Source organism: Nostoc sp. DSM 114161 (genome assembly GCF_052692665.1).
Window position 1 is genome coordinate 6,292,310 of record NZ_CP195141.1, and the last position, 26,331, is coordinate 6,318,640.

The following is a 26,331-nucleotide window of genomic DNA, read 5'->3' on the forward strand; positions in this document are numbered from 1 at the left end:
AACCACAACTAAAGAAAACAAACTGTGTTGGTATAATCGAATTATGGTGAACTTTTTTCGCTCGTCTTTGTTGCAATTAATTTAATAAGGAATAATATCCTAATGTCTCAAGCTAATTTATTTAAGGAAGCTGAAGTTAGTAAGAATCCTGAAGAAACTTGTCTGATAGAAATTTTAAGAGAAATCCAAGAAACTCCGAAAGAATACTGGCCAAACTTGCTGGCAATTATACGGGTTTTTCGAGAAAGTGTAACTCTTAAACAAGAATTATTAACTCATCCTCAAAAAGAGTTAGATAAACAAGAACAAGAAATTTTAAATCAACAACATCAAGCACTCAAACAATTAACAAAAGAATGGTTAGAACAAGGAGATGAACAAGAGCAAACAGAAACTTGGGAATATTTGTCTCACACAATTGATGACAATCCATTTTAAATTGTGTCTCAGTTTTTATGAGTAAACTGGTTTTTCTTGATACAAATATTTTAGGAATGGTAACAAATCCGAAAAACTCTAATCCTATTTGTCAGCAGTGTAAAGAGTGGTTAGATGAACTACCGTTAAAAGAATATCAAATAATCTTACCTGAAATTGCTGATTACGAAGTGAGGCGAGAATTACTGAGAGCAGGAAAAACATCAGGTATTAAACGGTTAGATCGACTGAAAACAGCTATTACTTATTTACCCATTACTACTTCTGTAATGCTTTTAGCAGCGAGTTTTTGGGCTGAAGTTAGAAAAACAGGAAAACCAACTGCTGATGCTAAATCTCTTGATGGCGATGTTATTTTAGCAGCACAAGCCAAAATTGAAGAATTAAAAGGGCATCAAGTTATTATTGTTACTACTAATGTTAAACATCTGTCATTATTTGTAGATGCTCGTGAATGGCAAAACATTAATTAAATGGTTCAATAAAGTATAAGTCAAAGTGCGATCGCCCTAAAAGTCCACCATAATACATACTCAAGAACCAACATTTCTTCAGTTTGCAAATACACCTTCTAAAAAAGATATTATTTCAGCCCAAGCAGAAGTAGTGGCGGCAGAATCGTAGCGATAACCGTCGTCGCGCATGAAGGTATGTTCTGCTTCATACAAGAAAACTTGATGTGATATCTTAGCATTCTCTAGAGCTTTAATTATGGTTTGTCGATCGCAATCTGGAATGTGAGGATCGAGTGTACCGAACACCATTAGCATCTCGGCTTTGATTTCATTAACTCGATGGATTGTATCGGCTACGCCTTGCCCTAGTTTGCCACTGGGAATACCAGTAGGATAGCAACAGACACAAGCCTTAATTTCGCTGTTAAATGCTGCACGAAAAGCTAAGTGTCCTCCAATACAAAAGCCGAGAGTGCCTATCTTGCCCGGAGAAACTGCACTTTCTGTTTTGAGGAATTCAATTACAGCACGGCAATCATTATCATAATGCGCGATCGCTGTTCGCCGAGCGTTATCATTACCACGCATCCGACCGAGATCGTTTGGTTCAATAACTTGCCCAATTGGCTCAAGGCGATGAAAAATTTCCGGTGCTGCTACTACATAGCCATATCCTGCCAAGTAGTTAGCTAAACGAATTATCGGCTCCCCTAACTGATAAATATCACTGTAAAATACAATACCTGGGTAAAATCCTGCTGTTTTCGGAGACGCTACATAGACACGCATCAAACTGTCATCTACTCTTAACTCGACATTCCGTTTAGTGATTTGCACTGTTTTATCTCCGTTTGATGTCGGCTTTTATTAGCTTCTGTACAAGTGAATTAACAGTGACAGCAGCTGAGTGCCAGAAAAACTACGTATCCTTTTATTATTTCGCTTTTTAGTGGAACGCGGGAGTTATCCAAGAACAATTTTTAATCTCGTATTAGAGGATGTCATCAAAAAAAGGCTTGTACAAAGTATGACAAGAAGTAGCAATCAACTTAATGAAGCGATCGCCTCTTTTTTGCCAGTCTATAAAATAGAGTAGAGTGAGCTATGCTTACTTAACGTGAGTTCGACAGAAGTAGAAAATGGCAGGAGGTAGTGCAGGCAAATCTTTTGGGTAAATATCAATCGAGGGTTTTTTGGGTAAATAGGTGTAAGCAGCCAAACCAGCCATCAGATTGACTAAAAAGTTAAATACATTACGATGGCGAGAGTGTTCTATTTGACACATATTTTTGAGATGGTCATTGACTGACTCAATTACCGCGCGTTTGCGTAAAAGGATTTTATCAATCAGTTTTATCAAACGGTTTTTCATTTTCTTCTTAGATTTAGTAACTAGCTTTAAACCTCGTTCGTATAACTCTTCAAATAATTTTTGTCAGATATATCCTCTATCTCCAAAAAGTTGAGCCAGTGCGTTGGGCGGCTGTGCCGACTTGTTCGCGAAGCGTCTCGTAGAGAAGCAACTGGCGTTACCGATTAAGTCACGAGTCATATCTGGAACTGGTTTACGGTCATCAACATTTGCCGGAGTTAGTTTGAATGCCAGTAATTCTCCTTTGTCGTTGATAATCAAATGAAGTTTAAACCCAAAGTGCCAACGAAGGTGAATTTTTACCCCATTTCACTAACCCTTTAAAAACTTTATGGGCGTGAGAGCGACAGTTATGACACACATCTATCGGGGTAGAATCTATAAAACTAATCCCTGTAATTTCTCCTGTCCGTGTATCTAAAAAACAACTCTTGGGACATTAAGCACCAAGGCATGAGTCGTTAATGCAGCACCCGCGTACCAAATCCCTGTCGGCGATAATCAAAGTGGGTGACAACATTTTCAATAATCCCGTATGGACGTGCGCCGCGTGTCAAGTTGGGAACAATGGTTAAATTACACGTAGCAACTAACTCACCACCAATGTCGGCAACTATGTAATACAAATGGCGATCGCCCAGAATTTCCTCCCATATGGACTCTAACACGTCGTCAGCAGGTAGAGGTGCATCAACAGGATTGAGATGTTGATACAACGCCAGAAGTTGGGGAAGTTCGTCGCGTGCAATGAGGCGAACGGTAATTAGGGGTTTAGACAAAGCCGTAGTCCACTAGTTATGGCAAAAAGTCTATTTGAGAATTTGCATCTTCACCAAATGTCAAATTACGCGAATTTTAATTCAGTAGATTTAGGGTGTGCAAGGTCTTGTTTAGCTGACCAATCGACGGTTTTAGTGGCTTAACTAACTGTATTCAAAAATTAAAGATGAGTTTTATATGTGTTTTTGAAATACTAGGATATACTGTGCTACGTAATACTTAAGTATATCATCTAATTCTGGTGATATTACTCATTTTACGTAGAAAATATATTTTATGAATTTTTCCCTAAAACCCTTCCTGACACAGTTACACAACCAACTAAGCGCCTTTTCTGATTCCGAAAACTTCTGGAATTTGTTAGATACTGTTTTTGGTAAATACACTAGTACTAGTGCGGAAAAACTGCGATCGCAGTGGCAGACTAGTGATTTTACTGAATTACCTAAAATTGAGGTAATTAATAGTAGTATTCTGGGTAATGCGATCGGGGCTTATGCTGCCAGCAAGAATACAATTTATCTGTCTGATAAATTTGTTGCGAGTGCGTCTAGTGAATCGATTAATGCAGTTTTATTAGAAGAAATTGGACATTATATTGATGCTTACATTAAGAAAAAAGATACGCCAGGGGATGAGGGAGCAATTTTTGCAGCCTTAGTACAAGGTAAATTTCTGGACAGTAAAACCTTACAGGTGCTAAAAACGGAGGATGACCGCGCCACGATTACCCTTAATGGTCAGCAAATTCAAGTCGAAGAAGCGAACTATTTTGGCGACAACAATGCAAATAATCTCGTCGGTGGCATTGACAACGATCTTTTGATTGGTTTTGGTGGCAATGACACCCTCAATGGTGGTGCTGGCAATGATGGACTCTATGGCGACGATGGCAATGACTCCCTGGTTGGTGGCGCAGGCGACGATAATGATAACACCTATTTAGGATTTTTTGATACGAGTCGCTACGGAGGACTCTATGGCGGTGCTGGCAATGATACCCTCAACGGCGGAGATGGCGCTGACTATCTTGACCCAGGTATCGGCATTGATAGTGTCATCGGCGGTACAGGCATTGACACCCTCAACATCGACTATACCGGAGAAACCACACCCCTGATAATTAACTACCTCAACGATACCTCAGCATTAGCCACTGACCAGGTGAAAATTCAGGGAGTGGAAAGCATTTATATCGTTGCTAGTACAGGGAATGATAGCATCAAAATCTCGGCAACCACTAGCAAAGATGTAGTCTTTGGTGGAATTGGCAACGATGCGATCGAAACGGGTTTAGTAAATGACTTACTCGTTGGAGAATACGGCAATGACACCCTCAATGGCGGTGCTGGCAATGATGGACTCTATGGCGACGATGGCAATGACTCCCTGGTTGGTGGCGCAGGCGACGATAATGATAACACCTATTTAGGATTTTTTGATACGAGTCGCTACGGAGGACTCTATGGCGGTGCTGGCAATGATACCCTCAACGGCGGAGATGGCGCTGACTATCTTGACCCAGGTATCGGCATTGATAGTGTCATCGGCGGTACAGGCATTGACACCCTCAACATCGACTATACCGGAGAAACCACACCCCTGATAATTAACTACCTCAACGATACCTCAGCATTAGCCACTGACCAGGTGAAAATTCAGGGAGTGGAAAGCATTTATATCGTTGCTAGTACAGGGAATGATAGCATCAAAATCTCGGCAACCACTAGCAAAGATGTAGTCTTTGGTGGAATTGGCAACGATGCGATCGAAACGGGTTTAGTAAATGACCTACTCGTTGGAGAATATGGCAATGACACCCTTAATGGCGGTGCTGGCAATGATGGACTCTATGGCGACGATGGGGATGATTTGCTCAGAGGTGGTACTGGGGATGATAATGATAGCACCTATTTGGGATTTTTTGATACGAGTCGCTACGGTGGACTCTATGGCGGTGCAGGGAACGACACCCTTTTAGGCGAAGATGGCAATGACGATCTCTTCGGTGGAGCCGGTAATGACAGCCTTGATGGAGGAGTCGGCAACGACTACTTCGACCTTGGCGGCGGACTAGATACCATTATTGGGGGTTCTGGTTATGACACCCTGTATTTAGACAATAGTGGTGGCACGACTAACTTTACTATTGGCTACACCAACGCCAGCGTTTTCTCCACAGGGTTACCCATCAAAGAAATAGAAGTCATCAACCTGGTTTCTGGCAGTGGTAGTGATAGCCTCAATATCAGTGCTGCCATTGGCGATAACACCGTCCAAGGCGGAGCAGGTAACGACAACATTACCACAAGCATAGGTAACGACTTAATTTTAGCGGGAATTGGCAACGATACCGTCACAGCAGGAGCCGGTACTGACGGACTCTATGGCGATGATGGCGATGATTTGCTCAGAGGCGGTACTGGAGATGATAACGATAGCACCTATTTGGGTCTTTTGGGCACTAGTCGCTTCGGGGGACTCTATGGTGGTGCAGGGAACGACACCCTTTTAGGTGAAGATGGCAATGACGATCTCTTCGGTGGAGCTGGCAATGATAGCCTAGATGGCGGAGCTGGTAATGACTATCTCGACTTGGGAGGAGGTGCAGACACCGTTATTGGCGGTTCAGGTTATGACACCCTGTATTTAGATAATGGTGGTGGCACAACTAACTTTACTGTTAGTTACACCGACGCCAGCATTTTTGCTACAGGTGGCGTACCCTTCAAAGAAATAGAAGTCATCAACCTGGTTTCTGGCAGTGGTAGTGACAGCCTCAATATTAGTGCCGCCATTGGTAATAACACCGTCCAAGGCGGAGCAGGTAACGACAACATTACCACAGGCATAGGTAACGACTTAATTTTAGCGGGAATTGGCAACGATACCGTCACAGCAGGAGCTGGCACTGACGGACTCTATGGTGATGATGGCGATGATTTGCTTAGAGGCGGTACTGGAGATGATAACGATAGCACCTATTTGGGTCTTTTGGGCACTAGTCGCTTCGGGGGACTCTATGGTGGTGCAGGGAATGATACTCTGTTAGGCGAAGATGGCAATGACGATCTCTTCGGTGGAGCCGGCAATGATAGCCTAGATGGCGGAGCTGGTAATGACTATCTCGACTTGGGAGGAGGTGCAGACACCGTTATTGGCGGTTCAGGTTATGACACCCTGTATTTAGATAATGGTGGTGGCACAACTAACTTTACTGTTAGTTACACCGACGCCAGCATTTTTGCCACAGGTGGCGTACCCTTCAAAGAAATAGAAGTCATCAACCTGGTTTCTGGCAGTGGTAATGACAGTTTCAATATTACTGCTGCCATTGGTAATAACACTGTTCAAGGTGGAGCAGGCAACGATAACATTACCACAGGCATCGGCAACGATTTGATTTTGGCGGGAATTGGCAACGATACCGTCACAGCAGGAGCTGGCACTGACGGACTCTATGGTGATGATGGCGATGATTTGCTTAGAGGTGGTACTGGAGATGATAACGATAGCACCTATTTGGGTCTTTTGGGCACTAGTCGCTTCGGTGGACTTTATGGCGGTTCAGGCAATGATACTCTGTTAGGCGAAGATGGCAATGACGATCTTGATGGTGGTTCAGGCATTGATAGCCTAGACGGGGGAGATGGCGACGACACTTTAAGACCAGGGACAGGAGCAGATACTATTGTTGGGGGAACAGGTTCAGATTACCTCGAATTAGATCATTCTGACTTATCGACCGCCTTAACCCTGAATTACGTCGATCTTAATGTCTTTGCTACCATTGCTGATAGCACCTTTAAACAAGTTGAAACCATCCGTCTGTTGTCGGGCAGTGGCAATGATAATCTCAATTTAAGTGCAGCCATTGGCAATAATTATGTAGAAGGCAGAAACGGAAATGACACCATTTCAGGAAGTGTCGGAAATGAAGAATTTAGAGGTGGTCTTGGTCAGGATAGTCTTTTAGGACAAACAGGCAATGATAAGCTTTATGGAGAGGCAGGTAATGATACCCTCTTAGGCGGTGCAGGTAATGATTCCCTTTACGGAGGTACAGACAATGATAGCCTCTTAGGTGGAGAAGGCGATGACTATCTCAAACCAGAAGAAGGAGCCGATACTGTTTTGGGAGGAACTGGCTCAGACCTTCTCGATTTAGATCGCTCCGATCGATCTGTTGGTTTGACACTAAACTACACCAATGTCAATACCTTAACTACCATTGCCGATACCACCTTTAAGGAAATAGAAACCATTAGTCTGTTATCTGGAAGTGGCAGTGATAACCTCAATTTAAGTGCAGCCATTGGCAATAACTATGTCGAAGGCAGAGATGGCAATGACACCATCTCAGGAAGTGTCGGAAATGAAGAATTTAGAGGTGGTCTTGGTCAGGATAGTCTCTTAGGACAAGCAGGCAACGATAATGTTTATGGAGAGGCGGGTAATGATACCCTCTTAGGGGGAGAAGGCAACGATAGTCTTTACGGAGGTGCAGGTAATGATAGCCTCTTGGGCGGAGACGGTGATGACTATTTCAATCCCGCCGAAGGAGCCGATACGATTATTGGCGGCAATGGCATTGATACTCTACAATTAGACCGTTCAGGCAATACCATCACAACTAACTTTACTGTTACCTACACCAATGCTAGTGTTTTCGCAGTTTTAAACGATGTCAACTTCAAAGATATCGAATCTATTAACTTCATATCTGGCAGTGGTAACGATGTTTTGAATTTCAGTGCTACTACTCGGCAAGATATTATAGAAGGCGGAGATGGCAACGATAACATTATCACAGGCAGCGGCAAAGATCGCATTTATGGCGATACTGGCAATGATACTGTTTCCGGGCAAGCTGAGAACGATTTGATCTTTGGTGGGGTAGGCAATGACAGCCTCTCAGGTGACGGCGGGTCAGATGGTCTCTACGCTGGGGAAGGAGACGACTACCTCAAAGGTGGCTCTGGTAATGATAGGGATACCCTTCTTTACACAGAATATGTCTTCATTGACAGTAACGGTAATTTTATCGTCGATCCTGGTGAACTGATTCCCATTAATTACTTCGCTGGACTGCGGGGCGAAGAAGGCAATGATACCTTAGACCCCGGACTCGGTGCTGATTATGTAGATGGCGGCACAGAAACTGATTTACTCAAGGTTGACTACTCTACCATTACTGCTGCTGGCATCTCTACTACTGTGGGCAATAATGGCAGTGGCAGCATTTCCGCAGGAGATAGTACTATCTCGTACTTCAATATTGAGCAGTTTGATATTCTTGGCACCTCACAAGCAGATAACTTGAGGGGAGGAAATCTCAGCGATACTCTCCGAGGCGGTGCAGGTAATGATACTCTCAATGGCAGTGGAACTAGCCCCAGTTTAAGCCAGGTAGACATTTTAACAGGAGGTTTGGGAGGCGATCGCTTTGTTTTAGGAGATACAAATACAGTCTTTTACGATGACAATAATCCCCTGACTGCGGGAACAGATAGCTATGCGAGAATCACTGACTTTAGCACCAGTGAAGATATCATTCAACTTCGAGGTGTAAGTACTGATTATCGTTTAGTTATCTCCGGTACTAACACCCAGCTATTTAGAGATAAACCAGGAACCGAACCCGATGAATTGATTGCTCTTGTAGATGCTCAAACTGGGTTGAGTCTAACTAGCGGTTACTTTAATTACTCGTAACCGTTCGCGGTGCGAGCATTGGTCATTTGCTAATTCTAGCAAGGGGCTGGGGACTGGGGACTGGTGAATAGGGGAAAAGGGCAAAGGGCAAGGGGCAAAGGTAAGATCCCCCCTTTTCCCTTTAACCTTTTCCCTTTTCCCTACCCGAAGGGTTTTGACCAATGACTAATGACTAATGACTAAATGTCAGTTCAGTACGAACAACTCCAGCGCGTTCGTGACGGGCTAGCAATTTAACTGTGCTGCCTTGGGTAGCACGTACTAACCATTCCACTTTGGCGCGATCGCTTGTAGGATCGCTTTGTCGCCTATCAGGTGCTGAAGGTTTGTAGGCACGTCCTTCTAATTGACCTAACTCTTCACGGGGTTTACCTGTTACCAATGTTGCATCAGCAGGTAATTCAATTTCACAGATACAACCTCGTACCAGCTTTTTATCCAAAGCTTTTTGGGTGATGTATGTGGGTAACCAGCCTGTATTATGTATAACTAGCCTTACCTGATAAGTATCATTGCCCAAGTTGTCAGCGCTGGCTTCGTAAATTTCTAAACGCGGGGAAATTAATAGATGCCACACCAGCCACTCAGGGAACAGGGCTATTTCCTTTTCCAGAAATTCTGGAGGCGGATTTGTCCAAGCGTACATTGTATTCCAACCGCCGAGTTCAATCTTTCCGAGTTGCGGATGGTCGAAGGAATACCAATCTACATAGCCTTTACCTGCAAGTTTTTCATCACTCCAGCGCAGCAGTTTCAAGTCATCTTCTAGAGGGTGTTCCCGCCGCCAATCAATGTATTTGTAATCAGCGATTCCGGCTTGGCGTTGGGGACTCCATACTTCTACTGTCCAGGCGAATAAACCTTGATATTCATAAGCCCAGTCATCAAATGTACCTGTAATTACGTCTTTGGGGTCGTAGCGAAATTCATGAAAAGCAGAAATCGCTGGGTATTGGGTGAGTTCAGTACCTTTTTCGCCAATGCGTTGGTAGGTGCGGAGGTCATTCACCGGGAATTCGTCATCGGCGAGGTGGGTGTAAGGACGGATGAGGACACCACTGTAGGTATGAAAAGCGATCGCCCCCGTAATATTGGGATGTGTGGTGATAAAATCGACGAGCGATCGCACTTCTGTTTCTGATGTCGGATAGGAACCAGCCCCCGGTTGCTCAAATTCTTGCCGCCACAAAAATGGAAAATTCCGGTTTAAATCTAATTTTTCTTTGGGAGGCTGAATTTTAATTTGAACTCCGTCGTAATTTTCGATCGCTCCTTCTGGCAGTAAGCGATAATACTGACCGCCTGTTTCTGTTGGTTCGCGCCGCACCAACAACCGTGGTTCGCTGGGGCAAACTTTCCAAGCGCCATTGGCATCGGGGATTCGCATCAGCAAAATCCGGCCATCGCCATCGATGTCTGACATGACTAACCCATCGTTAGGTTCTTCATCATGGGGATAAGGACGGGTGCTTGAGCGAATAAATTTTGGCTTGTCAGCTAATGCTAACTCTGCACCATCAGGGTTAACACGGGGACAAATGTAGTAAGTGCGCGTATCCAAACAACGGGTAATTTCTGGGTGGGTGCCGTAGGCTGTAACTAACGTTTGCAAAAAGTAAAGGCAAACACTCGACGGTGCCAGTTCGGTAGCGTGGATGTTGCCGTCAATCCAGAGAGCAGGTTTTTCTACATCTAAACCAATGGCGAAGTTAGTAACTGTTAATAGCCAGATGTCACGTTGTTCGTAACTTTTGCCGATGCTTTCAATGCGTACTAATTGCGGAAATTCCTCAGCAAAACCGTGAAGAATAAGTGTCAGGTCTTCGTAACGGTAGTATTTATCAAATCTAATATCTGGCATAACTAAACCTCACTATGCACCCGTCCTTCGTAAATCTACAATATCACTGACGAATCAAGCATCTGCCCATCGCCAAAGAGCGACCAAAAAAGTGCAAGCGCTAAAAGTGCTGAGTCATTTCAGGCAGAAGAAGCCGATACCCGCCTTGACTCTCAAAATTAAATCGATTTACAGCTTATTTCAGATAAATGAAGTACATGGGTAGGGGCACAATATATTGTGCCCCTACAATTATCTGTACCTCGCAAAGTAGCAATCTGCTGTAATTTCTGCAATTTACCAAGGCAATTCTTAAATAATTATTAAAAATATATATAATCCGGAAATTTATGCCTGAAACTCATTAATAACAGGTTTAACAATTAAAGCTAATTTAGCACTCTCAGCTCGCAAGTGCTAAATTCTAACTAAAATTTAATAATCAATAATTCAGGAGTCATTCTTCAGAACTCTGCAACTTAATTTTGTGCGAATGCTGGATAAATAAGTGAGTTAAAGTCCCTCCCTGATTGCATTATGAGTTTAAAATTCTATTTTAATACCTCCGATATAGACAGGAATTGTACTTTTTCTAGATGGCTAAGGTATTTGTCAGATATTATTTTAAAAATACAAATTTCACTGTAATAATTAAAAATTGTAAGGATTAATATGAAATACACTTTTGATATTGTAGGGGTATCTCCACTTTTACAGTTTTTTAATCATCAACAACAGATTTGGCAAGAACCATCCCGCCAAGGCGTAGAATATTTGGGAATGCATACCTGTACGCTAGATACATTTCTCAAATCTGTAGAATCAGTTCCACCGCAGCGGGGTTGGAATATGGATAGAGTTGTTGATACAGTGATTCAGTTTTGGGTAAATAACTCAGATAGTATTGATTATTGGAAATTATGTTTAACTAATGCTGGCAAAGATAATTTATTAGTCACAAGATTAGCAGATATAACCGCTTTACAAGCTGAATTTGAATCCCTATTAGATAAATAGGCATAACAGTTATAGTTAAGATAAACCCATCTCTTTTTACAAGTGCGATTTAGTCTTGATGGTTGCTGATGATTGTTAACATTCAATAGTGTGAGAGTGTATTCAAGACTTGTCGGGTTTTGGGGAAAAGGGGAAAGAAAAAACCTTTAACCTTTACCCTTTAACCTTTTCCCCAAATCCAATTCCGAGTTAAAAATCTTTAACCGAGCAGTATTGAGAGTGTATTCCCATTGCGGAATGGAATAAAAAAGGCTTTTTTCTAATTCTGGAACAACAAGAACCCCGGCTTATCAAAAAAGTCGGGGTTTTGAACTTTGGGATTTATTCGATATTTCACTACTGATACAGAATTTACTTACGTGTATCGATTCAAGTTGCCGACTAATAGTTGTCTTGACTTTTGGCTTGAGTATTTTTTTATTCTGAAAACTCTTGTACATTCAAGCTTTAAAGTCATAAATACCTGGAATTTAAAACTTTGTTTGTTTCAAATATTGCTCTCAGTATTGACAATTAATAAATAATCGAATAACAAGGTGGCAGCAGCTTAAAAAAAAAGCGTTAGTGCATTCCTACCTAGAAACTAATTAACGTGCTTCATGAAACTTCATACGGAAAAGATAATTATGCCAGAAAATACTGAATACAGAGCTTCTAAGTCAGGAAATCAAAGTATTGCTTACAAAGAACGCCTAAATTCCTGGGCGATCGCTCGTTTGCTTCCTGATACAGAACGCGAAATTGTTGCTCGTTTCCGCAGTCGTTCGGATGCAGATGGTTATATACAACACTTGCGCCAGGAGATTCCCAACGCTTCTTTCGTAGTTGTGTTTGATTGCCAGCGCGAAGAAGCTGTGGTTTAAATTACAGATTATTTTTCAATTTTTGGATGGAGGTTTCCTCCATCCGATAAAATTTTGACTTTTCTGGGTGCTTTCTCTAGCCGGAAAAAAAGTTTAGTGTTGACTGAGAAATACATACTACTGTCGTGTAAACACCAGAATCGTTTTTTGTCCCTTGGCTAAAGGTTTTCACCTATTTTTCTTAAAAACTGCGATCGCAGACAAAAATGCTGGCTAAAATGTCACAACGCTAGATTACAACCCAGGCTTCCCTTCAAAATTCTGGAGTTAATCAAGAAAGAGGACAAAGCAGCACGGAGTCACGGCAAGCCTTTTTAGACCATTAACTGTGACGTTAACAGTTATAGCGGTTCCCAATCACACCAGGTACAGAAAATTTGTAGGGGCGTATAGCTATGCATTGATGTCAACTTAAGCTCAAACGCTTATCCCACAGGGATTTTACCCCACCCCCAACCCCTCCCCTTAGCAAGGGGAGGGGAGGTTTTGCGCCAGCAAAACCGGGGTGGGGTAACGCGGATCTTGATGGTAAATGAGTAGAACTCGCTCATCACCTTTCTATCAGGGTTTCACGTTAAGTTGACACCAATGATAGCTATGCGCCCCTACCTTGTACCTCACGCTTATCGAGAAATGCTATAGCAATCAACAGCAAATCCCACCCCCTTCTTATCTTCTAATAAAGTTTTTGTCAAAAAGACAAGTACTTTACTTCAAAAAAATTCCGTAATTGCCCCCTTGCCATTGATATTTTAGATTACTTAAAAGTGAAAGTTAGCACAAAAAGCCCTGAAAGTGCTGGAGGGTAAAGAAGTGGTCAAACAGCACCAATGTGATTGGTTCAAAGCTGTAAAATTTTGCCGCAAACGAGAATTCCTAGCACTTTTGCTAGGGATTTTATTCTCAATTTGCGTAATCTTACTGTGGCAAAAACTCTCATTGCTAATTGCAGGGTTATTAATACAAATTACAATGATTGCTCGATTCTTCGTTGCTGGATTATTAATTATCAGTACGGTAACATTATCAATTTATTTTACTCTGAGAATACAAGCAAGTAACCAGCAGATAACAGCACTAAGTCAGGAGTTCGCGCACAGAATTTTTGAACAAAAACAGATAGAAATTGCCCTCCGCGAAAGTGAAAACCGTCTGCGGCAGCTTTTGGAAACTGTCAGAGTTATTCCTTGGGAATTAGACTTAAAAACTTGGCGATTTATCTACGTGGGGTCGCAAGCGGTAGAAATACTAAATTATCCCATAGCCCAGTGGTACGAGGAAAATTTCTGGGTCGATCGTATACATCCACACGATCGAGAAAAATCTGTTCGTTTTTGTCAAGAAGCAACTGCTAGGCGCGAAAATCACGAATTGGAATACCGGATGTTAGCAGCCGACGGGCAAGTTATTTGGGTGCGAGACGTTGTTAGCGTAGTTTGCGAAGCCGGAACCCCTACGATGCTGAGGGGGTTTATGTTTGACATTACTGATTTGAAACTGGTTGAAGAAACCTTGAGACTCAGGGAAAGGGCACTTGCAGCTACAAGTAATGGAATTATTATTGCAGATGCGAGACTTGCACATAATCCAGTTATTTATGTCAACCCAGCTTTTGAGGAGATAACAGGTTACAGTGCTACTGATGTAATTGGGCAAAACTGTCGATTTTTGCAAGGCACAGATACCGAACAACCGGCTCTCGACGAACTGCGGTCATCTATTAAAGAAGGAAAAAGTTGTAAAGTGGTTCTTCGCAACTATCGCAAGGATGGGATGTTGTTTTGGAATGAATTGAGTATTTCTCCCATTCATGATGAAAATGGCAAATTAAGTCACTTCATTGGCATTCAAACAGACATTAGCGATGTCTACGACGAGCTTCGCTTACGCAAACTTGCCGAAGCCCGTCTCCGTCACCAAGCCCTGACTTTTGAAACTATCCATGATGGGGCGATCGTTACAGATTTAACAGGAAGTATCATTGACTGGAATCCTGCTGCCGAAACGATGTTTGGCTACACCAAAGCCGAGGTATTGGGTAAAACTCCAAGTATTTTACATAAACCCGAAGTAGTGGCAACATTAAGCACCGAAGTTCTGCAAACAGTCACTCACAAAGGACGCTGGTCAGGAGAAATAAATTTTATTCGCAAAGACGGCAGTCAGGGAATTTGCGAAACAACGGTAGCGGCTTTACAGGACGAACAAGGGCAAATTGTTGCCACTATTGGCATCAATCACGACATTACCGAAAGCAAAAGAGCTAAAGAAGCACTGCAAAGGCAATTACATCGCACCCTACTACTCGAACAAATTACTCAAGAAATTCGCCAAAGTCTGGACACAAGCAAAATCTTTGAGACGGCTGCTACTCAAATTGGCAAAGCATTTCGAGTCGATCGCTGTTTAATTCATTCTTACATTCATGACCCCATCCCCCGAATTCCCCTAGTCGCAGAGTATAACGTTCTCCCTGATTACTGCTCGATATTCAACTTGGAAGTTTTGATACCTAACAATCCCCATACCGAGCAGATGATGGCACAAGAAAGTGCGATCGCCTCCCCAGATGTTTACATCGATCCTTTATTCCAAGGGACTGAGCTTACCTGCCGAAAAATTGGGCTAAAATCCATGCTTTCAATCCGCACATCTTACCAAGGAGAACCAAACGGTGCTATAATTTTGCACCAATGTAGCCATTTTCGCCAGTGGACACAAGATGAAATTGAATTACTAGAAGCAGTGGCAGCTCAGTTGGGTATTGCTTTGGCACAAGCTCACTTACTCGAACAAGAAACCCGCCAACGTGAAGAACTCACTTTGAAAAACTTCGCTTTGGAGCGAGCCAAACGTCAGGCAGAAGCCGCAAATCTCGCCAAAAGCGAATTTTTGGCGATGATGAGCCATGAAATTCGTACCCCCATGAATGCTGTTATTGCCATGACAGGCATGTTGCTGGATACTGAATTGACACCCCAGCAGCAAGACTTTGTGGAAACAGTCCGCAGCAGTGGTGATGCCTTACTCACCATCATCAATGACATTTTAGATTTCTCCAAAATTGAGTCGGGCAAACTGGAACTAGAAGAACAGCCCTTTGATTTGAGAGCTTGTGTGGAACAGGCTATCTACCTTCTAGCCCCAAAAGCTGCCCAAAAAAGTATCGAATTAGCTTACCTAATCGAGCCGCAAGTTCCCACCCACATCATCGGTGATTTAACTCGCCTGCGCCAAGTCTTGATGAACCTACTCAACAATGCCATCAAGTTTACTGAAAAAGGAGAAGTGGTACTTTCTGTAGGATTGGCGACTGGCGATTTAACTCAAGAAACTTCTTCCCACCCCCCAGTCCCCAATCCCCAGTCCCCAATCCAAATTCAATTTGCCATCAAAGATACAGGTATTGGCATTCCACCAGAAAAACTAGAACGCTTATTTCAACCTTTTACTCAGGCTGATGTCTCTATGACTCGCCGATATGGCGGTACAGGACTGGGACTGGTAATCAGCAAGCGGCTTAGTCAGATGATGGGCGGTACCCTTTGGGTAGAAAGTCAGGGGTTTGTTGGTGGGAATCCCGGTACATGGAAAAGTAAAAAATCATCTTCTTACTCTTCCCAAGGTTCAACATTCTACTTCACCATTAAAGCCCAAGTGGCTGCTGTGGCAGAAGAAGCTGAATTTAGCGCTTTGTTAGTGCAGCTAGCCGGAAAGCGGCTATTGATTGTAGATGACAACCTCACCAACCGCACAATTGTCAGCTTGCAAGCAGAGTCTTGGCAGATGCAAACTTATGCTGCCAAATCTGGTGAAGAAGCTTTAGCTCAATTGGCTCAGGGAATGCAGTTTGATATTGCCATTTTAGATATGCAGATGCCAGAAATCGATGGTCTAACCCTGGCTCGACAAATCCGCAAGGAACCTGGCTGTGAAAATTTACCTTTGGTAATGCTGACCCCTTTGGGTAAACTAGAAACTTCCCTTGATTTTGGTGATGTACAGTTTGCTGCTTCTTTGAGCAAACCAATTAAACAATCTCAAGTCTATGATGTTGTTACCCGTGTTTTGGGTAATCAGCCCACTCCAGCCAGTATTTCTCCTTCCCATTTTCCCCTAGTCGATCGGCATTTGGCATATCGATCGCCACAGCGGATTCTGTTAGCAGAAGATACACTAGTCAATCAGAAAGTTACTCTACTCATGCTACAGAAAATGAGCTATCAGGCAGATGTAGTAACTAATGGACTAGAAGTGTTGAAAGCGTTGGAAAAACAGCCTTATGACGTAGTTTTGATGGATGTCCACATGCCCGAAATGGATGGGTTGGAAACAACTCGGAGAATTTATCAACAATGGGAAGTTGGTTTTCGTCCCTATATTATTGCCATCACTGCCAATGCCATGCGGGGCGATCGCGAAGCTTGCCTAGCTGCTGGTATGAATGATTATATTAGCAAACCAGTTCATATCGAGGAGTTAGCCCAGGCACTCAGCAAATGTCCACCCCAAAGAATTAAACAAGATCGAGTAATGTCTTGGGAATTGCAACCACTGGGCAATATGCTCCAGGAGAAACAAAACCAGACATTAAATACTGTTAAGATTGATGCCAAAACTATCAAATCCTTGCGGAATATCCTTAGAGGAGATAATGCGGCATTTGCAGAACTGATTGAGTGCTATCTTACAGAAACTCCGAAACTGGTGCAAAATATCAGCACAGCGATCGCAACTCAAGATCCCCAGACTTTATGGAAAACAGCACATCAACTCAAATCCAGCAGCGCCTCTGTGGGAGCGATGGACCTGGCGCAACTTTGCAAGCAATTAGAAGCGCAAGGACGCAGCAACAAATTCCAAACCAGCCTAGAGGCCATATCACAACTACACCAAGAATATGAACAAGTTAAAACTGCTTTACAAAAAGAACTTGCTAAGGAAGGATAATGAAAGCCAACCCTCAAGAAAGCAAATCATTAGTTTTAATCGTTGATGATGAACCATTCATCCGGATGATTTTACGTAATTTCTTGGAGCGGGAAGCGTATCAAATAGTCGAAGCTCGAAATGGTATAGAAGCTTTAACTATATATAACCAAGTTCGCCCAGACATAGTACTCCTTGATGCCATCATGCCGGATATGGATGGGTTTGAGTGTTGCACTCAATTGCAAATTCTCGATCCTAGTAAGTACACTCCAGTATTAATGATTACAGGCCTTGAAGATGAAGAGTCAGTTGACCGTGCATTTGAAGTCGGGGCAATGGACTATATTACCAAACCAATTCACTGGCCAGTTTTGCGACAACGGGTAAAACGGTTAATTCAACAATCTCAGTTACAACAAAAACTCGAAGCTGTGAATCTGGAATTGCAACGATTAGTTACTATTGATGGATTAACTGAAGTAGCAAACCGCCGGGGGTTTGAGGAGTATTTTTACCAAGAGTGGCAGCGGATGAAACGCGAACAACAGCCACTATCTTTGATTCTTTGCGATGTTGATTTTTTCAAATCATACAACGATACTTATGGTCATCGAGCAGGCGATCGCTGTCTCATCAAAATTGCTCAAGCCATCAAAGATATTGTCAAACGTCCTGGAGATTTAGTTGCTCGTTATGGTGGCGAAGAATTTGCTGTAATTCTACCTAACACAGATACCCAAGGGACGACTCATGTTGCCGAAAAAATTTGCGATGCTGTCCGCCAATTGGCAATTCCTCATCAGAATTCAGAAGTTAGTCATTATGTGACCATGAGTGCCGGGTTTACCACAGTAATTCCTCAAATAAATTCTGACTTGGAAGAAATGATTGCCGCAGCAGACCGCGCATTATATCAAGCAAAAACAGCAGGACGCGATCGCTTTGTGCAAAATATCCCAGCTGCTACTCAAAAGTAAACTACCCCCACAAAACGCAGGGACACACCAGACGCATATTGGTATACTCCTCGATATTCTGCTCCCCATAGCAGTTAATTGTCAATCACTCGATGAGCAATGTTGATTTTTGTCTATATTTGGATTTGGGGTAAAGGTTAAAGGTTTTTTCTTTCCCTTTTTCCCCAAAACCCGACAAGTATTGAAGCCTATCCCCCATTACCTGTTCCCTCCCCCAACAGTTAATTTAGCTTTTCGATTTTAATTTGCTGAAATTATTAACTTAGGTGTCAAAAGATAAAGTAAGATTCACATCTATAACAGTCCCCGTATAATTCCATAAGTCAGGCTCAAAAATAGTCCAGTGCGATGATTAATAAATATACTTTTCAAATATTGTTAAAAAACAAATTATACAATCCTGTAGGGTGGGCGTCTCGCCCGTCCATGATTGCGGGCGGACAAGATGCCCACCCCACAAGAAATAATTGGACATTTTCTGATTGGCAAGTTCCTAATATTGCAATGTTATGGTTATTACCAGTAAGTGCGTTTGTATCTCTGTGTAGCCTCCCTTCTACACCCCTAAAAGCTCAGACTGTTGATACCACACAACTACCAACTAGCAATTCGCTCTTGTCCCAACAAATCCCACCACCACCGCCGCCACAGGATGTACAACCACCTCCGCCTTCTCCACTTCCCTCACCAGAAGTACCACAGCCACTTCCCCCACCAGCAGAACTATTTCCGTCCTCTCCCCCAACACCTGAGCAACCAGTTCTTAACAACTCTCCTCAAACTATTGTCGTTGAACGGTTTGAAGTCATTGGCAGCACAGTTTTCACTCCCCAACAGTTAGCCGAAGCTACTGCTGAATTTACTAAACGACCGATTTCCCTCACCGAAGTCTATCAGGCACGCTCAAAAATTACTGAGCTATACGTCAAAAATGGTTACATTACCTCTGGTGCTTATATCCCACCTCAAACAATCCAATCCGGTGTCGTAAAAATTCAGGTTGTTGAAGGTAAATTAGAAGACATTCAAATAACTGGAACTAGGCGGTTGAACCCCAACTATATCCGCAGCCGACTAGCAATAGCTACATCGCCTCCTCTAAATCGGCAGCGTTTGTTGGAAGCATTACAACTTTTGCAACTTAATCCTTTAATTAAAAATTTGTCTGCGGAACTTTCAGCGGGGTCGCGCACCGGTGTGAGTTTGTTAGAAGTCAAAATTAACGAAGCAAAAACCTTTAGTAGCCAAATAGCTCTAGATAATGGGCGATCGCCTAGTGTAGGTAGTTTCCGACGCCGATTACAATTGAACGAAGCCAACTTATTGGGATTGGGAGATGGTCTGGGCGTAGCTTACACTAATACCGATGGTAGTAATTCCTTTGACGCCAGCTACACCTTACCACTCAATCCCCGCAACGGTACCCTTGCCCTCAACTATGGCATCACGTCGAGTAGTGTCATTGAACCTCCTTTCAAGATTTTAGATATCGAATCAGATTCTCGTTATTACGAACTGACATTTCGCCAGCCAATACTCCAAACTCCCACACGAGAATTGGCCATTGGATTAACAGCTTCCCGACGGGAAAGCGATATTTCGTCCTTATTACAGAGAGAAGGGATACCTGCGTCTGAAATTTCACCTGGAGCTGACGAACAAGGACGCACTAGGGTATCTGCATTACGATTTTTTCAAGAATGGACTTCTCGCAACAGCCGTGAAGTTATCGCCCTCCGCTCTCAATTCAACTTGGGCATTGGTGCCTTGGATGCCACAATAAATGAAAATCCTCCCGATAGCCGTTTTTTTTCTTGGCAAGGACAAGCCCAGTGGGCACGCCTTTTAGCTCCTGAAACCTTACTATTACTGCGTTTAAATACACAATTAGCATCGAGAAGACTTTTGCCCATAGAACAATTTGGGTTGGGTGGACTAGATAGCATTCGAGGCTATCGTCAGGATTATTTGTTAACAGATAATGGCACTTTTGTTTCAGCTGAAGTTCAAATACCGATTCTGCGTTTCTCGCAGATAGATAGTACTTTGCAGGTCGTCCCCTTTGTTGATTTTGGTGTTGGTTGGAACAGTTCTGGTAGAGAGAATCCCGACCCTAATACCCTAGCTGCTGTTGGTTTGGGGTTGCGTTGGTCACAGGGCAATCGCTTCACTGTTCGTCTTGATTGGGGAATTCCTTTAGTGTCTGTTGAATCGGGCGATCGCACATTACAAGAAAACGGTTTGTATTTTAGCTTACTCTATAATCCTTTTTAATTCTGCCCAAGTTGACAATTGGAGTTTTTCAAACAGGGGTAGGTTGACAGAACAGGGAAAAGTGTAGGATTTGGCAATAAAATCCGATTCTGAAATATTAGGGGTTTCAAAGTAGACGCAGTTTAAATCATTTACCAAACAAAGCAAAAATTAAATCAATAAAAAATAGTTAGTAACAACCTTCTAATTTTATTTGTGGAATCAAAAATTGAAGAAGAATTCAGAACTCAGAATTCAGGAGCAAAGCCGGGGACACTCCGCCAAGGCGTCAGAATCAAGATGCTCGGTGCCGTAGGCAAGACTCGGCGAATCGCTATTAGTCGGGGATTCATATCCGCGACTGAATTGTTGCACCACATTTCAAGAAATGTGGTGGGGGTACAAAAACGTCGATTATTTCAGATGCTCCCGGACACGGCGAATCGCTGCTCTATCCGCCAGCCATACAAAATAGACTTCTTGCAGAAGTCGGGAAAAGGGGAAAGGTTTGGTATTTTCCCTTTCCCCTTTAACCTTTTCCCACAAGAATGCAAAAAGCAATTGATTGCAAGAGGTCTAATATCTTTCCTGTATTCTGACTCCTGAATTCTGTTTGATAAAGATTTGTTACTTTCTGAAAAGTCGTTTTGTATCTTTGGAACAGTTTGTCGAAGAAATGCTTCTACTAGGGATTTGATAGGACTGCTGTCAACAAACTCAGCACAACTTCAAGAGGCTTGTTTCCTGTTAAGGGTTCACCTTTGCCTGTTCCCTCCCTACACAAATAATTTTAGAAATTAAACCGGATTCCTATATTTGGAATTTATTATGCTGACGCAGCAATAAACGATAGTTACATACTCTGTGGAGTTTCCGTAATTTAAATATCACTTTAAAAATAAAAATCCGCAAATCTACCAAGTTTTAAATTCTGTGTTTTCTTTTATTTTGGGTATCCTAAAAAAGGAAAGGTTAGATGGTATAGATGGAGGAATAAAGTTGATAAATTATGGGTAACTGGAGAAAACAGCTAGGACTTATATGGCAAAAAATTGTTAAAGAATTAACCATCTCGTTGCAGGAGGTAAATTCTCAAGATAAAAGTCCGTTTGGCTTATTATATAAATTTTTTAATCTATAGATAGCAATAAATTTAATTGAGTAAAATTCCCCAAAGCAGAGCTTAAAAAGCCGAACTTATGGGAGAAATATTTTTCAGACTACAACCCAAAAATATGAAAATTTGAGGAATAATCATGCTAGGAAATGAGCGGGAAAAAATACGCCATCTGTTGGTCATTCAAGACCTACAAGGGCAACGAACTGTCCCTTTGAGAGAGGCTACTTATTCTCTAGGACGGCATCCCGCGAATAACATTGTCCTAGCTTCCCGGTCAGTATCAATGCAACATGCAATTCTATTGCGGGTAACTGTACCAGAAACTGACCAATATGGCTTTCAGATTATTGATGGAAACTATAAAGGAAAAGGAAGTACCAATGGCTTATTTGTGAATGGCGATCGCTGCTTTTCTCACAACCTCAAACATGGAGATATCATTGCCTTTGGGAGCAATCAAGCTCAAGCTAAATATTATGCTATTTCTAATCTCTCAGAACAAGCATTTTCTGAATCTTCTGGCGTTGAAGATTTATCTAGTTTTTTATCAGAGCAAGCCGAGCCTGCCAATCCTTTTCAAACCCTAGCTGTAGATCCCACCTTTGAAGCAGCGACTGAAGCTGCTCTTGCTCGCCTAGCCTCCTTCCCCGAACTAATTCCCAATCCAATTATCGAGATGGATTTAGAGGGAAGAGTAACTTATCTCAATCCAGCCGCAACTCTCAAGTTTCCCAAAATCAGGGAAACTGGGATGAAACACCCAATTTTAAAAGGACTTTTGAGTGCAGCTAACAATTTAGAAAAAAATTCATTTATGCGGGAGGTGGAAGTAGGTACAGAAGTTTTTGAACAATCGGTTCTTTACCTCCCTGAGAGCGATTTAATTAGAACTTTTATTGCCAGGGATATTACAGAGCAAAAACAAGCGACAGCCGAACTACGCCAACGCGATCGCTTGCTCCAAGCGGTTGCAGAAGCAGCCAATTATTTACTGGGCGAAATGAACTACGAAACAGGTATTGAAAAAGCTCTAGCTGTTTTGGGCGAAGCCGCCAAGGTCGATCGCGCTTATCTTTTTCAAAATCATCCCCATCCAGCCACAGGAGAAATAGCAGTCAGTCTGCGGTTTGAATGGACACACTCTTTTATCGAATATACTTACGAGCATTGGCAAAATCAGCCTTATGAAGCTTCTGGATTAACCCGTTGGTATAATGTTCTCTCTACTGGGCAGTCAATTAGCGGACTCACCCGAACATTCCCCGTTGCCGAACAAGAATTGTTGATTCGAGACAGTATTCAATCCCTACTTCTAGTGCCTCTGCGGCTAGAGAACGAGTTTTGGGGTTACCTTGGTTTGGCAGATTGCACCTATGAGCGCCATTGGTCGAGGCACGAAGAATCTGCCCTCTTGACAATGGCTGCCAGTATTATCGGTGCGCGGCAACGTCAGCAAGTAGAAGAACAGATTCGCTATCAAGCCCTCCATGATATGCTCACAGGCTTACCCAATCGTCTACTATTTGACGAGATGCTAAGCAAAGCCCTGCCTAACGCAGCTCGTAACGGGGAAAGTTTAGCCGCGATCTTTCTCGACTTGGATCGCTTCAAAACGATCAATGATACTCTTGGGCATACACTGGGAGACAAACTACTACAAAAGGTCGCCCAAAGATTAAAAGATTCACTGAGAAAGGGAGACACCGTAGCTCGTTGGGGAGGCGATGAATTCACCATTTTACTGCCGCGAGTGAGTAGTATCGAAGAGGTAACCCAAGTAGCCGAGAGAATCTTACAAACCTTAGAAGATGCCTTCTTTCTCCAAGACCACGAACTTTATATCAGTGCCAGTCTTGGTATTGCTTTGCTCGATAACAACAGTCCTGACGCCGAAACACTAATCCAGCACGCAGATACAGCTTTGTATCATGCTAAAGACAAAGGACGAAATAATTATCAATTCTACAGCGCTTCCCTGAGCGCCAAAAATCCCGAACTCCTGACTTTAGAAAAAAGCCTGCGTTATGCCCTAGAACGCAAAGAATTTTCTTTGTACTATCAACCTCGTGTGAACATTGCCACAGGGGAAATTACTGGAATGGAGGCTTTGTTGCGTTGGCATCACCCAGAGATGGGATTGGTTGCGCCTAGTGTTTTCATTCCCCTGGCAGAACAAAGCGGATTAATTATCCCCATCGGCGAATGGGTACTGCGGACAGCTTGTAAGCAAAATAAAGCTTGGCAAAATGCAGGATTACCAGCCCTGATGATGGCTGTAAATCTTTCTCTCAAACAGTTTCGTCAACCTAAATTAGCAGAAACTGTAGCTAAAATTCTCGAACAAACGGGGCTAGAAGCTCACTTTTTAGAGTTAGAAATTACTGAAAGCACAGCCATTGAAGATTTAGACTTCACACGCACCGTATTAGAAGATTTACAGCAAATGGGCGTTCACCTCTCCATTGATGATTTTGGTACTGGTCATTCTTCACTCTCGCGCCTACAGCTTTTACCACTCCACAATTTAAAAATCGATAAGTCTTTTGTCCAAGATTTGACGCGTGATGCCAAAGTTGCCCATATTATCAAAGCCATAGTTACCTTGGGGCGGAGTTTGGGGTTGAGGCTGACAGCCGAAGGGGTAGAAAACGAAGAAGAATTGGAGTTTTTAAAGTCTATCAATTGCGAGGATGTACAAGGTTTTCTATTCTACCGCCCACTTTCTGCCCAGAAGGCAACAGAAGTCCTTGAAAGTAAGCGACCATCGATTTAGCTTAACCAAGAAGTATTGCTCCCTATTTTTCCTGCTAGCGAACTATTGACTTCCAGTAATTATATTGGGAAACTAATAGTTAGTTTTTCTAATTAATTAGGTGCATCGAAACTTGTGACAATAATTACGGGAAAAATCAATCGATCGCAACCTCCCAGCGAGCCAAAATCCCTGATTTTGCAAACTGAGGAACTGACGCGCCGTTTTGGCAAATTCACCGCTGTTAACGACCTGAGCATATCTGTGGAACGAGGTGAAATATTTGGGCTGCTGGGGCCGAATGGGGCAGGGAAAAGTACAGTAATTAAAATGTTGACAACTTTACTGCCTATCACTGAAGGGACAGCAATCTTAGCCGGCTACGATGTGAGTCGTCAATCCGATCCTGTCAGACGCGCCATCGGCTATGTACCGCAGGCGCTGTCTGCGGATGGGAGCCTCACGGGTTACGAAAATCTGTTAATCTTTGCCAAGTTGTATGAAATACCGAAAAAAGGACGCGATCGCCGCATCTGGGAAATTCTAGAATACATGGGTTTGGAAGATGCTGGCAAGCGTTTGGTACGCACCTATTCCGGTGGCATGATCCGCAAGCTGGAAATTGCCCAATCGATTTTGCATCAACCCGAAATTTTATTTTTGGATGAGCCGACTGTGGGACTCGACCCCATCGCCCGCACGCAAGTATGGCAGCTCGTTCAACAACTCTGTAGCGATTACGGCACAACTATATTTTTAACAACCCACTTTTTAGAAGAAGCAGACAGTCTGTGCGATCGAGTGGTAATTATGCAACAAGGCCAAGTCGTGACCACAGGCGCACCGAGCGACTTAAAAGCCTCCTTGGGCAAAGCAAACGCAACTTTGGATGATGTCTTTATTCACTACACAGGCAACCAGTTAACATCAGGAGTCAACTACCGTGACACAGCGAGAACCAGACGCACTGCTGGGCGGTTGGGTTAAAGTACAACTACTACAGCCTACTCGCCGACGTAATTTCATCTCTGCAATTAGCGAGCTAGTTACCAAAACCCTAGCGATCGCGGAATTAGAAGTACGCAAACTCCGCCACGACCCCACTGATTTAATCGTTCGAGCCGTACAACCCAGCTTATGGTTGCTGATTTTTGGGCAAGTTTTCTCCCGGACTCGCGCCATTCCCACAGGCGACTTACCTTATTTGGATTTCATCTCTGCTGGTATTCTGGCTCAGAGCGTTTTATTTGTGGCAATTTTCACTGGTGGAATGACGCTGATTTGGGAACGGGATTTAGGGATTGTCCATAAATTCCTAGCTAGTCCGACACCCCGCGTGGCCATGGTCTTGGGCAAAGCACTGGCGTGTGGGGTGCGGTGCTTATCCCAGGTTGCGGTGATTTACGTTTTAGCATTTTTATTAGGTGTCAAACTCAATCTCCATCCCCTAGCGATTCTGCAAGTGCTACTGTTGGTGATGCTGGCGGCGGCTTGCTTTTGCCTTTTTTCCTTAATCATTGGCTGTTTAGTGAAAACGCGAGAACGGATGACGGGTATTGGGCAATTATTAACGATGCCCTTATTTTTTGCTAGCAATGCCATCTATCCCATCTCGTTGATGCCCGACTGGTTAAAATTTATTTCCCATCTAAATCCTTTGACTTATGAGGTAGACGGCTTACGCGGCACCATGTTGTTGAACGGCAATAGCATCTATGGCTTTGGGCTTGATTGTACAATTCTCTTGTTAACATTAATAATCTTAGCCATCATTGGTGGAAAACTTTATCCACGGGTGGCAATGTAATCAGGAGAAC

Annotated in this window: 14 protein-coding genes and 1 pseudogene; 11 read left to right on the forward strand and 4 right to left on the reverse strand. The window is 43.0% G+C overall.

Annotated features, from left to right (window positions below; genetic code table 11):
* Window positions 1-102: 102 nt before the first annotated feature.
* Together NSTC745_RS26570 and NSTC745_RS26575 are read left to right on the forward strand one after the other, a co-directional pair.
* The gene (locus NSTC745_RS26570) at window positions 103-438 is read left to right on the forward strand and encodes a hypothetical protein (protein WP_445633653.1); all 336 of its coding nucleotides are present in this window, start codon (window positions 103-105) and stop codon (window positions 436-438) included.
* Window positions 439-455: 17 nt separating this feature from the next.
* Window positions 456-911, forward strand: a complete 456-nt coding sequence (locus NSTC745_RS26575; protein ID WP_445633654.1) for a type II toxin-antitoxin system VapC family toxin — start codon at window positions 456-458, stop codon at window positions 909-911.
* Between the two features lie 78 nt (window positions 912-989).
* On the opposite strand, the gene NSTC745_RS26580 is transcribed toward NSTC745_RS26575, so the two are convergent.
* The 3 genes and pseudogenes from NSTC745_RS26580 to NSTC745_RS26590 form a co-directional block, all read right to left on the reverse strand.
* Entirely contained in the window at window positions 990-1,730 is a 741-nt protein-coding gene (locus NSTC745_RS26580) for a dienelactone hydrolase family protein (RefSeq protein ID WP_445633655.1), read from the reverse strand.
* A 271-nt stretch (window positions 1,731-2,001) separates the two neighbouring features.
* Window positions 2,002-2,677: pseudogene (locus NSTC745_RS26585) on the reverse strand (IS982 family transposase); the annotation flags it as partial.
* Between the two features lie 49 nt (window positions 2,678-2,726).
* Entirely contained in the window at window positions 2,727-3,044 is a 318-nt protein-coding gene (locus NSTC745_RS26590) for a GNAT family N-acetyltransferase (RefSeq protein WP_445633656.1), read from the reverse strand.
* A gap of 277 nt (window positions 3,045-3,321) precedes the next feature.
* Here NSTC745_RS26590 and NSTC745_RS26595 point away from each other — a divergent pair, with 277 nt between their 5' ends.
* Window positions 3,322-8,760: a beta strand repeat-containing protein gene (locus NSTC745_RS26595; protein WP_445633657.1), complete on the forward strand. Its 5,439-nt coding sequence runs from the start codon at window positions 3,322-3,324 to the stop codon at window positions 8,758-8,760.
* A 172-nt stretch (window positions 8,761-8,932) separates the two neighbouring features.
* On the opposite strand, the gene NSTC745_RS26600 is transcribed toward NSTC745_RS26595, so the two are convergent.
* Window positions 8,933-10,621, reverse strand: coding sequence for a M14 family metallopeptidase (locus NSTC745_RS26600; protein WP_445633658.1), 1,689 nt, complete (start codon window positions 10,619-10,621; stop codon window positions 8,933-8,935).
* Between the two features lie 651 nt (window positions 10,622-11,272).
* Here NSTC745_RS26600 and NSTC745_RS26605 point away from each other — a divergent pair.
* The 8 genes from NSTC745_RS26605 to NSTC745_RS26640 all read left to right on the forward strand — a co-directional run bounded on the left by NSTC745_RS26605 (window position 11,273) and on the right by NSTC745_RS26640 (window position 26,321).
* The gene (locus NSTC745_RS26605) at window positions 11,273-11,617 is read left to right on the forward strand and encodes a hypothetical protein (protein ID WP_445633659.1); all 345 of its coding nucleotides are present in this window, start codon (window positions 11,273-11,275) and stop codon (window positions 11,615-11,617) included.
* Window positions 11,618-12,243: 626 nt separating this feature from the next.
* Window positions 12,244-12,480 (forward strand): hypothetical protein, encoded by a 237-nt coding sequence (locus tag NSTC745_RS26610; RefSeq protein ID WP_096539704.1) that lies wholly within the window; start codon window positions 12,244-12,246, stop codon window positions 12,478-12,480.
* Between the two features lie 813 nt (window positions 12,481-13,293).
* Window positions 13,294-17,430 carry a PAS domain S-box protein gene (locus tag NSTC745_RS26615; RefSeq protein ID WP_445633660.1) on the forward strand — a complete coding sequence of 1,379 codons (4,137 nt, stop codon included), beginning with the start codon at window positions 13,294-13,296 and terminating at the stop codon, window positions 17,428-17,430.
* Window positions 17,430-18,389 carry a GGDEF domain-containing response regulator gene (locus NSTC745_RS26620; RefSeq protein ID WP_445633661.1) on the forward strand — a complete coding sequence of 320 codons (960 nt, stop codon included), beginning with the start codon at window positions 17,430-17,432 and terminating at the stop codon, window positions 18,387-18,389. Before NSTC745_RS26615 ends, NSTC745_RS26620 begins: the two co-directional genes overlap by 1 nt.
* A 504-nt stretch (window positions 18,390-18,893) precedes the next feature.
* On the forward strand, window positions 18,894-20,663 hold the full coding sequence (locus NSTC745_RS26625) for a ShlB/FhaC/HecB family hemolysin secretion/activation protein (protein ID WP_445638695.1): 1,770 nt from the start codon (window positions 18,894-18,896) through the stop codon (window positions 20,661-20,663).
* A 1,235-nt stretch (window positions 20,664-21,898) separates the two neighbouring features.
* Window positions 21,899-24,535 (forward strand): EAL domain-containing protein, encoded by a 2,637-nt coding sequence (locus NSTC745_RS26630; protein WP_445633662.1) that lies wholly within the window; start codon window positions 21,899-21,901, stop codon window positions 24,533-24,535.
* A 114-nt stretch (window positions 24,536-24,649) separates the two neighbouring features.
* A complete protein-coding gene (locus NSTC745_RS26635; RefSeq protein WP_445633663.1) occupies window positions 24,650-25,501 on the forward strand; it encodes an ABC transporter ATP-binding protein in 852 nt (283 codons plus the stop codon).
* A complete protein-coding gene (locus tag NSTC745_RS26640; RefSeq protein ID WP_445633664.1) occupies window positions 25,458-26,321 on the forward strand; it encodes an ABC transporter permease in 864 nt (287 codons plus the stop codon). Before NSTC745_RS26635 ends, NSTC745_RS26640 begins: the two co-directional genes overlap by 44 nt.
* Window positions 26,322-26,331: the final 10 nt, after the last annotated feature.